Source organism: Longimicrobiaceae bacterium (assembly GCA_036375715.1).
Taxonomy (GTDB): Bacteria; Gemmatimonadota; Gemmatimonadetes; order Longimicrobiales; family Longimicrobiaceae; genus DASVBS01.
The window spans coordinates 218,400-231,095 of record DASVBS010000065.1 but is presented as its reverse complement, the minus strand read 5'-3'; the positions used below and the strand labels follow the sequence as shown (position 1 = coordinate 231,095).

The 12,696-nt window shown below is 67.3% G+C and carries 8 protein-coding genes; 7 read left to right on the top strand and 1 reads right to left on the bottom strand.

Going from position 1 to position 12,696, the window contains the following annotated elements; all coding sequences use genetic code 11:
• Positions 1-54: 54 nt before the first annotated feature.
• The 4 genes from VF167_14420 (at position 55) to gltS (ending at position 6,832) form a co-directional block, all read left to right on the top strand.
• A complete protein-coding gene (locus tag VF167_14420) occupies positions 55-996 on the top strand; it encodes an SGNH/GDSL hydrolase family protein (protein HEX6926613.1) in 942 nt (313 codons plus the stop codon).
• A gap of 71 nt (positions 997-1,067) precedes the next feature.
• Entirely contained in the window at positions 1,068-4,505 is a 3,438-nt protein-coding gene (locus VF167_14415; protein HEX6926612.1) for a PVC-type heme-binding CxxCH protein, read from the top strand.
• Positions 4,506-4,613: 108 nt separating this feature from the next.
• Positions 4,614-5,558: a ThuA domain-containing protein gene (locus VF167_14410; GenBank protein ID HEX6926611.1), complete on the top strand. Its 945-nt coding sequence runs from the start codon at positions 4,614-4,616 to the stop codon at positions 5,556-5,558.
• 41 nt (positions 5,559-5,599) lie between these two features.
• Positions 5,600-6,832 carry a sodium/glutamate symporter gene (gene gltS / locus VF167_14405; protein HEX6926610.1) on the top strand — a complete coding sequence of 411 codons (1,233 nt, stop codon included), beginning with the start codon at positions 5,600-5,602 and terminating at the stop codon, positions 6,830-6,832.
• On the opposite strand, the gene VF167_14400 is transcribed toward gltS, so the two are convergent.
• Complete coding sequence (locus tag VF167_14400) at positions 6,804-7,814, bottom strand: sugar-binding transcriptional regulator (GenBank protein HEX6926609.1); 1,011 nt, start codon at positions 7,812-7,814, stop codon at positions 6,804-6,806. The genes gltS and VF167_14400 overlap by 29 nt on opposite strands.
• 363 nt (positions 7,815-8,177) lie before the next feature.
• Between VF167_14400 and VF167_14395 the strand changes: the two genes are divergently transcribed.
• The 3 genes from VF167_14395 (at position 8,178) to VF167_14385 (ending at position 12,640) form a co-directional block, all read left to right on the top strand.
• Entirely contained in the window at positions 8,178-9,728 is a 1,551-nt protein-coding gene (locus VF167_14395; protein HEX6926608.1) for an MFS transporter, read from the top strand.
• Between the two features lie 231 nt (positions 9,729-9,959).
• A complete protein-coding gene (locus VF167_14390; GenBank protein HEX6926607.1) occupies positions 9,960-11,486 on the top strand; it encodes an FAD-binding oxidoreductase in 1,527 nt (508 codons plus the stop codon).
• Positions 11,487-11,539: 53 nt separating this feature from the next.
• Positions 11,540-12,640 carry a (Fe-S)-binding protein gene (locus VF167_14385; protein ID HEX6926606.1) on the top strand — a complete coding sequence of 367 codons (1,101 nt, stop codon included), beginning with the start codon at positions 11,540-11,542 and terminating at the stop codon, positions 12,638-12,640.
• The last annotated feature ends 56 nt before the right edge of the window (positions 12,641-12,696 follow it).

The following is a 12,696-nucleotide window of genomic DNA, read 5'->3' as shown; positions in this document are numbered from 1 at the left end:
CCGGCCCCGCCCGCCGGCGGGCGACTGGCGCCGAGACACGCACGCGCTCGGAACATGCGCCGAATCCTTCTGCCGCTCCTCCTCGGCATCGTGGCCACGGGACGCTCGCCGGCCGCCGCCCAGCAGGCGGCCCTGGACCTCCGCCCGGGCGAGCGTCTCGTCTTCATCGGCAACACCTTCGCCGAGCGGCTGCAGATCTTCCCGCATTTCGAGGCGCTGCTGACGTCGATGCGGCCCGAGCTGCGGCTGAGCTTCCGCTACCTTGCCTGGAGTGGGGACGAGGTCGGCCTCCGGCCGCGTCCGCTCAACTTCGGGGACATCCACACCCATCTGAAGAACCAGCGGGCGGATGTCATCTTCGCCGCTTTCGGGATGAACGAGTCCTATCGCGGCGAGGCGGGGTTGCCGGAGTTCCGCGCGCGCCTGGGTGTATTCCTCGACACCCTGCGAACCGAGCGTTACAACGGTCGCACCCCTGCGCGGGTGGTCCTCATCTCACCCATCCCGCACGAACAGGTCGACCATGTCCCACTTGATCCGGCGCAGCACAACCGCGATCTCGAGCGCTACACGGAGGTCATGCGGGAGGTGGCCGCGGAACGTGGCGTCTACTTCGTCGACCTCTACCATCCCCTGCTTCCGCTGGTGCGCGATCCGCAGCTGGGCGACCTGACCATCAACGGCATTCATCTCGACGACCGGGGCTATCAGGTGGCCGGGCGCGCGATCGCGCGTGAGCTGGGACTGCTCCCCGCGACCGCGGATCTGCTGGAGCCGCCTACTCCCGAGCAGCTGCGACTCGCCGAGGCGATTCGCGACAAGAACCAGCTGTTCTTCTACCGCTGGCGACCCGTGAACGCCGAATACATCGTCGGGCGGAGGAAGGAGCCCTTCGGGGTGGTCAACTTCCCCGGCGAAATGGCCCGGCTCGACGAGATGGTCGCCGAAGCGGAACGGGAGATCTGGGATCTCGCCGCTGGTCCGGCAGACCGGTAATCGAACGCCGGGAGCCGATGCAGCTTCGATCTCTGGGGGCCGCTGCCCCGACTCTCCAACGTCCTTCGGCCATGAAGCGACCTTCCTCCGGAATCCTCGCGATTCTGTTCACCGCGTGCCTCGCAGGCCACCCCGCGCTGCTGTCGGCCCAGGAGGTGGAGGGGGCCGAGCCGAACCGGGGCGGCACGATCGATCTCTCGGCGAGCGACCCTCAGGTTGCGCTCGAGCGCCTGGTACCGACCGATGGCTTCGAGGTGACCCTCTTCGCGTCGGAGCGCGATTTCCCGATCGGCAAACCGGTTGCTCTCGCCTTCGACAGTCGCGGGCGGCTCTGGGTGTCCACCATGCCGAGCTACCCGCACTACCTGCCCGGTGAGCAACCGAGGGACAAGCTGATCATCCTGGAGGACACGGACGGCGACGGGCGGGCGGACAAGCACACGGTGTTCGCCGATAGTCTCTACCTCGCCCTGGGCTTCGAGCTGGGCGACGGCGGGGTGTACGTGTCCCAGGAGCCGAACCTGGTCTTTCTGAAGGACACGGACGGCGACGACCGCGCCGACGAGAAGCGCATCCTCCTCCACGGCTTCGGCACCGAGGACAGCCACCACGCGATCAGCGCCTTCACCTGGGGGCCGGACGGAGCGCTCTATTTCCAGGAGGGGACCTTCCTGCACTCGCAGGTGGAGACGCCGTTCGGGCCCGTCCGGCTGGAGAACGCCGGAGTCTGGAGGTACGAGCCCCACACGCAGAAGCTGAGCGTTCTCACCTCCTATTCGTTCGCCAACCCGTGGGGACACGCATTCGATCGCTGGGGGCAGAACTTCATCGCCGACGCCTCCAGCGGCCGCAACTACTTCGGCCTGCCAATTTCCGGGCACGTTGAGTACCCCGACAAGCATCCGCAGATGCGGGTCTTCACTTCGGTCGTCCGTCCGACGGCGGGTGCCGAGTTCGTGAGCAGCCGCCAGTTCCCCGACTCGATGCAGGGGAACTTCCTCGTCACCAACACAATCGGCTTCCAGGGGATCAAGAACCACAAACCGGAACCGGAGGGCTCCGGCTTCACCTCGCGCGAAGTGGAACCCCTCCTGTATTCGCGCGACATCAACTTCCGGCCGATCGAGATGGAGTTCGGACCGGACGGCGCACTGTACGTCACCGACTGGTTCAATCCGCTCATCGGCCATATGCAGTACTCGCTGCGCGACCCGCGCAGGGACAGGGAGCACGGCCGCATCTGGCGGATCACCTACAAGGGCAAGCCGCTGCTGAGGCCGGTGAACCTCGAGGAGCTTTCGGTTCCGGAGCTGCTCGACCAGCTCAAAGTATACGAGGACCGCACGCGGTACCGGGCGCGGCGGGAGCTGCGGGAGCGCAATCGGGAGGAGGTGCTGCGCGAGGTCGAGCGGTGGACCGAACGGCTAGACCGGAGCGATCCCGAGTACGAGCACCACCTCCTGGAGGCCCTCTGGGTCCAGCAGTCGCTCGACCGGGTCGATCCCGCGTTGCTTCGCCGGTTGCTCGAGGCGAAGGACTACCGCGCCCGCGCGGCGGCGACCCGGGTCCTCCGGTACGCCCTCCATCGGGTGGAAGACCCCCTCGCCCTGCTGCGCCCGGTGGTGAACGATCCCCATCCGCTGGTCCGTCTCGAGGGGGTGGTGGCGCTCAGCTTCATCCCGCGCGCGGAAGCGGCGGAGCTAGCCCTGGAGGCGCTGAAGCACCCTGTCGACTACTACCTGGATTACGCGTTGGGAGAGACCATCTCGACGCTGGAGGAGCAGTGGAAGCCCGCTCTCTTCAGCGGAGAGCCCTTTGCGAAAGGCAATCCCGAGGGGATTGTCTTCCTCCTGGATCGCCTGGAGCCTGCCGAGGTGGCGCGGGTGCCGCGAAGCGAGGCGGTGAACGAGGTCCTGCTCACGCGCGCGGGCATCCCGCGGGAGGTCCGTCTCGAGGCGGTCGAAGACCTGGCGAAAACGCGGGGCGTCTCCCGCGCCGAGGTCGTGCTGGGTGCGATCGAGGAGCTCGAGCAGCGCTCCGGAGAGGGTGACGCCGAGGAAGAGCTGTCTGCGGTGCTGGCGAGCCTGCCGGCGGACGAGCTCCGGCCGGTGCTCGCGCGGCTCGAAACGCTGGCGGGAGGCGCGCGCCACTCCCCCTTCCGTGAAGCCGCGTACGCGGCGTTGATGCGGGCGCACGGTAGCGTGGAGCCGGCCTGGAAGCTGGCCGGCGGGCAGCCGCAAAGGATGGTCGACCTGCTCGCCGGTGTGCCGCTCCTCGACGACCCGGCGCTGCAGAGCCAATTGCTCCCCCGGGTGGAGGAGCTGGTGAGGAGCTCGACCGGGGATGGGCCGGGGAACGGGGTGCGCGCTCGCTACGTGCGGCTCGAGCAGCCGGGCTGTTGCGAGACGCAGAGCTTCGCCGAAGTGGAGGTCCTGGATGGGCGGTTCAACCTGGCGCCCCTCGGCGAGGCGAGCCAGAAGAGCACCGCCTCCGGCGGCGAGGCCGAGCGAGCGATCGACGGTAATACCGCCGGCGACTTCCGCCTCGGCTCGGTTTCGCAGTCAACCGCGATGGAAGCCGATCCCTGGTGGGAGGTCGACCTGGGTGAGCAGCGCTCGATCAGCGCGGTGCGGGTGTGGAAGCGCACCGACGAGACCGTGACCGCCGACATCGGCGGCTTCAACCTCTTCTTGCTGGACGCGAACCGGGACACGGTCCGGGCGATCGAGGGGGTCGACGCTTCCGACCAGCCGGTCACCGTGGATCTCGACCCCGACCCCGCGACGGAGGTCCGTCGTGCAGCCGTGAGGGCGCTCATCGCGATGCAGGGAGAGGAGGAGGCGCGGCTTGCCCTTTTCGGTGACCTGCTCCGGAGCGGCGTCGAGACGGACCTGGCAATCGCCGGAATCGACACCGTGCTCACGAGCCTCATCCCCGGTCCGCAGCAGGCTCTCCTCGCCACGGCCCTGCTCGAGTATGCGCGCGGGGTCGAAGGGGTGGATCGGACCGGCCGCACCTTCGCCCTGGCCGACACGCTGGGGCGTGCGCTGGCAGCCGCTCTACCGGAAGGCGAGCGCGCCCGAGTGCTCAAAGGTTTCGAGATGTTGCAGCCGATGCGGCTGGAGATCGCCGCGGTCGAAGGCGCGATGCGGTTCGACGTGGAGGAGTTCACCGTCGAGCCCGGCCGCGAGGTCGAGATCGTCTTCCGCAACCCGGACGTCATGCCGCACAACCTGGTGGTCACCGCGCCCGGAGCCGTCGAGAAGGTCGGTCGCGCGGCGGACGCCATGGCCTCGGCACCTGACGCCTACGAGCGCAACTTCGTCCCCGACGTGCCCGAGGTGCTCTATTCGACCGATCTCATCGGCACCGCGGAGCGCGTGACCCTCACCTTCCGTGCGCCCGATACGCCCGGTGAGTACCCGTACATCTGTAGCTTCCCCGGGCACTGGCTGAGCATGCGCGGCGTGATGCGGGTGAGCGGGGAGAGCGGGGGGAGCGGGGAGTAGGCGGAGAGGGAGACAAGGAGTGACAAGGTGACAGGGTGACGAGGTGACAAGGTGAATGGGTAGCAAAATGAAGGTGACAAGGGGTCTCCTTGTCTTCTTGTATCGCTGATGAAGCGGATATTCTCGTTAGGTTATCTCGGATTCTCGCTGCTGCTGGGCACCCCGGCGGCGGCGCAGCACGTGGTGTTCGTGACCGGGGACGAGGAGTACCGGTCCGAGGAGTCGATGCCGATGCTCGCTCGCATCCTGAAGCGTGACTACGGCTTCCGGGTCACCGTGCTGTACGCGCTCGATGAGCGGGGGTTCATCGACCCGAACGAGCTCACCAATATTCCGGGACTGGCGGCGCTGGATTCCGCCGATCTGATGGTGATGTTCATGCGTTTCCGCGCCCTGCCCGACTCACAGCTCGTCCACATCCTCGACTACGTGGAATCCGGTCGACCGGTGGTCGGCTTCCGTACCGCCACACACGCCTTCCGCTACCCGGAGGATTCGCCGCACGCCGACCTCAACGAGGAGTGGCCCACCCGGGTCTTCGGTCAGCACTGGATCGTCCACCACGGCCACTTCGAGGACGGGAACCAACCGCTCACGGCGGTGCGACCGATCGAGTGGCGCACGGCTCACCCCATCCTGCGCGGGGTGAAGCCTTTCCAGGCCTACTCCTGGCTGTATCACGTGGACGGCGGCGGAGATCAGCTCTACGGGGACAGCCGGCCGCTACTGATCGGGGAAGCCCTTCGCTCCACCCACGCCGAAGAAGGACGAACAGATCGATATCCACTCACAAACCCGGTCGCCTGGACCAAGACCTACACCGGCCGCAGCGGGCGCACCGCCCGGGTCTTCTTCACCACCCTGGGCCACCCCTACGACTTCCGCGAGGAGTCGATGCGGAAGCTGGCATTGAATGGGATCCTCTGGGCCCTCGGCCTGGAAGACCGCATCCCGCCGGATGGCGCGCGGGCCGACCCTGTCGGCGAGTACACGCCCACCAACTCCGGCTTCGGCTCAGTTTACAAGCAGGGAATGCGGCCGCCGCCCCTATGACCGGCGCCAACCATCCTCCACACACCGGCCGCCGGGGTTCGTTGCTGAAGTTCGATCTGATCCAGACCGTCGCGCTGGCGGGGGTCATGCTCTTCGTGGGGTATGGCCTGCGTCGGCTGCTGCCGCCGCTCTCCCGCTACAACGTGCCGGCGCCCGTCATCGGCGGCCTCCTGGTCTCGCTGGCGACCCTCGTCACCCGTGGGACGGAAGAGCCGCTCCTCGTGCTGGATAGCACGCTCCAGACCCCGCTGATGGTGGCGTTCTTCACCTCGGTGGGATTCGCGGCCAGCCTCTCGCTCCTCCGGCGGGGCGGCCCGCAGGTTCTTCTCTTCTTCACGGCGGCCACCGCCTTCGCCGTGACGCAGAACCTCCTCGGGGGAGGTCTGGCGCTGGCGTTCGGGCTCGACCCGCTCTTCGGCGTGCTCGCGGGCTCGACCACCCTGACGGGAGGCCCCGCGACCGGCCTCGCCTTCGCGCCCTTCTTCGAGGAGGCGGGGGTGCCCGGGGCCGCCACCGTGGCAGTGGCCGCAGCGATGATGGGGATCGTGATGGGAGGGGTGATCGGGGGGCCGATCGGCACCTGGCTCATTGAGCGCTACCACCTGCGCGCAGAGACGGGGCAGCTCGTCCGCCACTCGCACCTCGCGGCCACGGACGTCGTCGAGAGTCAGCTTCCCGGGGGGAGTACGGAGCCGCCTCCCGGGGAGGACCGCGGCTCGTACCTGCTGCTCAAGAACGGGGTGGCTATTCTGGTGGCGATGTGGATCGGAGGATGGGTGAGTAGGGGCTTCGGCGCGTTGGGGTTGACACTGCCCAGCTACATCGGGGCCATGCTGGTGGCGGCGGCCATCCGCAACCTGGACGACCGCACGCGCATGCTCGGGCTATCGCAGCAGGTGATCGACGACCTGGGCAGCGCCTCCCTGTCGCTCTTCATCGTGCTGGCGCTGATGACGCTGCAGCTCTGGGAGATCGCCGCCCTCGCCCTACCGCTCATCGTCATTCTCGTGGCGCAGGTGGGGTTGATTGCGCTCATCTGCCGCTGGCCGATCTTTCGGCTGATGGGGCGCGACTACGAGTCGGCGGTGATGAGCGCCGGGTTCTGCGGCTTCATGCTGGGGACCACCGCGAATGCCATGGCCAACATGGAGTCGCTGGTGGAGCGATACGGCCCCGCGCCGAGGGCATTCCTGGTGGTGCCGATCGTGGGGGCCTTCTTCATCGACTTCACCAACGCGGTGATCATCACGATTTTTTTGAACCTGCTCGGCTGACCTCCAGGCTGGGCGCGGGCGCCCGCTTCTCGGCCTCCAAGAGCGCCGCGGCGGTGAACTGGTCGGTGATCAGCACGTTGAGGAAGCCGGCGCGCAGTGCCCCCAGCAGGGCTTGCACCTTGTCGGGTCCGCCCGCCACCCCGACCACGCGCGGGGTCTTGTAGAGCTGCTCCGGCGTGATGCTGAGCGTTCGATCGTCGAGGGAGGTGTGGACCAGGTTCCCCTGCGCGTCGAAGAAGCGCAGGCCAATGTGCCCGATCGCTCCCGCCGCCTGGAGCTCGGCGTAGGCTTCGGGCGGCAGATAGTGGCTGTCCCTCAGGATCGGGCTCGCCTGCAGCGAGCCGATGCCGATGAAGACGGCGTCGAGGTGATTGTACTGCTGCAGCGCCATCTGTACGTGAGGGTCCTTGCGCAGTACGTTCCGGGCGCTCACCGTACCTACGATCCCCGGTGCGGGAAGCAGCACGGCCGAGGCGCCCAGCAGATCCGCCAGCCGGCGCACGAGGTCGGCCGCGTAGGCTCCGGACTCGGGCGGCCCCACACCTCCCAGCGTCTGCACGATCCGGATGCCCTCGGTGGCGATGGGCGACGTCGCCTGTACCATGGCGTCGAGTGTCGTTCCCCAACCCAGCCCGATCGTCTCCCCCGGCTGAAGCGTGCGCGCGAAGTAGCTGGCGGCGCCCGTGCCGATCTGCCGGTAGATCGATTCCCGCGGCCCTGGCTCCACGTCGATGACCAGCGCCTCGGAGAGGTCGAATACCGCCTCCAGCTCCGCCTCCAGCTCGAGGTGCAGCCCCCTCGGGGCAGCAATGCTGATGCGCACGATATTGTGGTTGAGCGCCTCCTGAAGCAGGCGCGAGACTTTGGGACGCGAGATGTGCAGTCGGTCCGCGATCTCCTGTTGCGTGAGGCCGCGGGTGTAGTACAGAGTGCTGACCTTGCTCAGCAGATAATAATCCGGGCGGGACCGGGGACGCGGCATGGCAAATCGGTTCGGGGTGAGCGACGAACGCACGCGGTGGCGACTCGAGGCCGCAGACAATGGCGAAGCCGACCGGAAGCTAGCGGGTCGGGTAAGCTCACCGCCACCCGGTACACTCCGGAGATGCGCCCGCGCGCTTGACAAGCTTTGTGCAGATGCTTACGCTGCGCAACATTAATCCTCCGGTATGAGCATCTGTTCATCGTTCAGGCATATTCTCACCTACTCCTGAGCGATTTTCCACCAGACAGCGGCGGCCGTCGGGGCGAAGTCGGCCGTGCTGCTGGCGGTAACGGCACGTCGAACCCGTTGCGTTCGGCGAGGCTCCGCAATCACTCAACCACCCACGTAGGAGACCGGATCATGGCGCAAGCATCGGCAGCGCAAACGGTGGAGCACGACAAGAGGCTCTTCTGGGGGTGTTTCATCGCGCTGGTATCGACCTCCTTCGGCTTTATCGCCCGAGTGCTGACGGCGCCAGAGTGGGGGGCCCAGTTCAACCTGACGGAAACGCAGGTCGGAGAGATCCTGGGCGCCGGGCTGTGGCCGTTCGCGATCAGCATCGTGCTGTTCAGCCTGGTGATCGACAAGATCGGTTACAAGGCCGCGATGTGGTTCGGTCTCCTCTGCCACACGCTCTCCACCGTGATCATCTTGATGGCCCAGGACTACTCCATGATGTACCTGGGCACTTTTGTGCTGGCCCTCGGGAGCGGCACGGTGGAGGCCTACGCCAACCCGGTGGTGGCAACGGTCTTCAGCAGGGAGAAGACGCGCTGGCTGAATTACCTGCACGCCGGGTGGCCTGGCGGTCTGGTGTTCGGCGGCATCCTGGCCATCGCGCTGGGCGATCTCTACTGGAAGTACAAGATCGCCATCATTCTCATCCCGACGGTGATCTATGCGCTGATGTTGGCGGCGCAGCGCTTCCCCATCCACGAGCGCGTAGCGGCCGGCGTTTCCTACCGCGACATGCTGCGCGAGGTGGGTGCGCTGGGCGCGTTGATCGCCTCGGCGATGGTGATCATGCAGATCGGGCAGATCTTCGGCTGGTCGCTGGGGGTGAACCTGGCGTTGATCGCGGCGACCACGGGCGTCTACGCCTTCTACACCCGGTCGCTCGGTCGTCCGCTGTTCATCCTTATGCTTCTGGTCATGATCCCGCTCGCAACCACCGAGCTGGGTGTGGACAGCTGGATCACCACGCTGATGAGCGGCGAGATGACCCGCATCGGCATCAACGCCGGGTGGGTGCTGATCTACACCTCTGCGATCATGATGGTGCTGCGGTTCTTCGCCGGCTCCATCGTGCACCGCATCTCGCCTCTGGGGCTGCTCGCCGTCTCCGCCACCATCGCCGCCATCGGCCTGTTCGCCCTTTCGAACGCTGCCGGTGCGATGATCCTGATCGCCGCCACCCTGTACGGCATAGGCAAGAGCTTCTTCTGGCCGACCTCGCTGGGGGTGGTGGCCGAGCAGTTTCCGCGCGGCGGCGCGCTGACCCTGAATGTGGTCGGCGGCGTGGGCATGCTCGCGGTGGGCGTCATCGGCGCCCCCTTCATGGGGCTGCTGCAGGACCGGAACATGGACGAGAACCTCGCCATCGAGGCGCCGGCCCTGCACTCGCAGGTCATGATCCAGCGGAACAGCATCTTCGGGGACTACCAGGCGGTGAACCCGGAGCTGGCAGCCACCCTGCCGCCGGCGGATCAGGAGGTGATCGCCCAGGTGCAGGAGCAGTCACAGAAGGACGCGCTGCAGACGATCGCCCTGCTCCCCGTGTTGATGCTGATCGTCTACATCTGCCTGATCCTCTACTTCCGCGCCCGCGGCGGATACCATCCGGTGGCCATCGAGGACGCCGCCTCGAGAGAGCGCGAGGTATCCGTCCGACAAGCGGCTACCCAGGCCTAGCGGGCGCGCGGAGGGCCTGCCTCCGGGCGGGCGCTTCCTTCGACCGGCATTGCGCGCCCGCGACTCGAGCTCCACAGCTCGGGCTCGCGGGCGCGCTTCGTTCCCCCCGGCGGCGCGCGGCGGCCGCCGCCCAACAACCTTGACACCCCCGCGACGCCGCCCCAATATACCTGAACGCATGACCATTAGTGAACAAACGTTCGCTTAAGCCGACCCCCCGAAGGCCAGCACATGCGACCAGCAAGCGATGACCACGCAGGAAAGGCCACCCCCTCGCTCGACGCGCCGTCCGCGGACGGAACGACCGAGTCCACTCGCTACAGCCCGGGCAAGTTCCACTATGAGATGATTCGCAGCGAGTTGGAGGAGGTCGTGGGAGAGGCGTACGTCTCCACGACCGACGCCGACCGCCTGATCTACTCGTGCGACTGGTTCTGGGGCTCGCAGATGTGGCTCGACCGGGGCCAGTCGCTGTCGCGCCCGGACTACATTGTCCACCCGGGCTCGGTGGAGGAGGTCTCCGCCATCCTCCAGATCGCCAACGGCTACCGCATCCCGGTGATCCCCTGGGGGGGTGGATCGGGGACGCAGGGAGGCGCGCTAGCGCTCTACGGCGGGATCATCGTCGACCTGAAGCGGCTCGACCGCATTCTGGAGATCGACGAGAGCTCGCTCACCGTCACCGCCGAGGCGGGGATCAACGGAACCCGGTTGGAATGGGCGCTGAACGAGCGCGGACTCACCCTGCCGCATTACCCGGCTTCGGCCAACTGCGCCACGCTGGGCGGGTACCTGGCCCCCCGCGGCTCGGGCACGATCAGCACCAAGTACGGCAAAGCCGAAGACCTGGTGATGAGCCTGCAGGTGGTGCTGCCCGACGGGCGCGTCATCCGCACCCCTCCGGTGCCCAACCACGCCTCCGGACCGGATTTCATGCGGCTCTTCCTGGGGACGGAAGGCACGCTGGGGATCATCACCGAGGCCACCATGCAGGTGGACTACCTGCCGCAGGCCCGCCTTCTCCGCGCCGTCCTCTTCGACGACATCCGTAACGCATTGGAGGCGGGGCGCCTGATGATGACCCGGCGGTTGCAGCCGATGGTGATCCGGCTCTACGACCCGAATTCCACGGCGTCGCTGGTCAAGGAGACGCTGGAGCTGGATCTCGAGGGCGGGTACATGGTGATCGGCTTCGACGGCGATCCCGACATCGCCGCCCTCCAGGAGCAGAAGGCGATGGACATCTGCCTCGAGCTCGGGGCGCGGGATCTCGGGAGGGAGCCGGGGGAGCGGTGGTGGGAGCATCGCTACGACTTCTACTATCCGCCCAAGACGCTGGCCTTCCCCTGGATGTACGGCACCACCGAGACCGTCTGCACCTTCGACCGGTTGGAGAGGATCTGGAGGGCGCAGAAGCAGGCGGTGGAGGAGGGATTTGCCGATTGGGGGGTGCGCTACATCGCCCACTTCTCCCACTGGTGGAAGTGGGGCGCGTCGATGTACTCGCGCTTCATTATCGAGTCGCCACCCGAGGACGCGGAGGCCGCCATCCGCCTCCACAACCGCGTGTGGAACGTGGCGGTCGGCGCCGCGCTCGAGCACGGCGGGATGATCAACGAGCACCACGGGGTCGGGCTGAAACTCTCGCGCTTCATGCGGCGGCAGTATGGCGATGCCTGGCCGTTCTTGCAGCAGCTCAAAAACGCCATCGATCCCCTGGGAATCATGAACCCGGGGAAGGTCGGCTTCGGGCGGTGAACGGACCCGCCTCCGTCCCTGCGCCTCGGCGCGGTAACGAACAAGGAGCCTGGATGCTGGAGAACGCCATCGACGTCACCGAGCGCTGCCGCCACTGCCTGATGTGCCGGCACGTATGCCCGGTGGGGAACCTGACCCGCGTGGAGACGCTGACGCCGCACGGTTGGGCGCAGCTCGTGGCGCTGGAGCGTCGCGACCTCTCCACCTGGAACGCGGAGACGGTTGACGCGCTGTACAAATGTGCCGATTGTGGGAACTGCCGTTCCCATTGCGTCTACTCGAACCCCTTGCCTGAAGGGATTGCTGCGGCGCGGGCCCAGGTGGTCGAGCGGGGCCTGGCGCCGGCCATCGTCTACGAGATGGCGGAGATCCTGGGCAAGTGGGAGAATCCCTATCTGCCGCGGCGCCCGGAAAAGCCGACGGGCAGCGGCGACGTCGCGCTCTTCGTCGGCGACGAAGCGCACCTGCTGAAACCGGCGCTGGTCACCGCCGCGGTCGAGTTGTTGAGGGCGGTGGGGATCGATCCGGTGCTCATCGGGCGCGGCCGGAGCACGGGCTATCTGGCCAGCTCGCTGGGGCTGCCGGCGCTCGCGTATGATCATGCCCTCGCCAACCTGGGCGAGCTGGAGGCCTGCGGCGCCTCGCGCCTCTTCGTGCTCTCTCCGGGCGAGTATTTCGCCTTCACCCAGATGTACGATGAGCGGCTCGGCCTGCGCGTACCGGAGAACGTCGAGGTGCTCGAGCTGGTGCCCTTCCTGGCGGCCCAGCTGGAGGCGGGCCGGCTCAGGCTGAAACGGGCTTCCGCCAACGGCGGACCTGTCGCGTATGTGGACCCTACGCACGCGGTGCGGGTGAAATCCCGCTTTCCGGCGCCGCGGCGCCTGCTCGATGCGGTGCTCCCGGAGCCCGCGCGGGAGCTATTCTGGCGCGATGGCCGCGCCTATCCCTGTGGCGATCTGGCTCTGCAGTTCACCCAGCCACAGATCGCCGACGCGCTCACGCAGGCCCGGCTGGTCGACGCCGCGCAGGTCGGCGCGCGCATAGTCGTCACCGAAGGGGCCGGCAGCCTCGCCCATCTGGAGCGCCATGCGGCGGAACATGGCATCGAGGTCAAGGGGCTGTACGAGCTCCTCGTCGATCACCTGGAAAACTGACCCTCTCGCACGGAGGGGACACACTCCACGCGTCGTCACCACGCCCCCGGGATGAA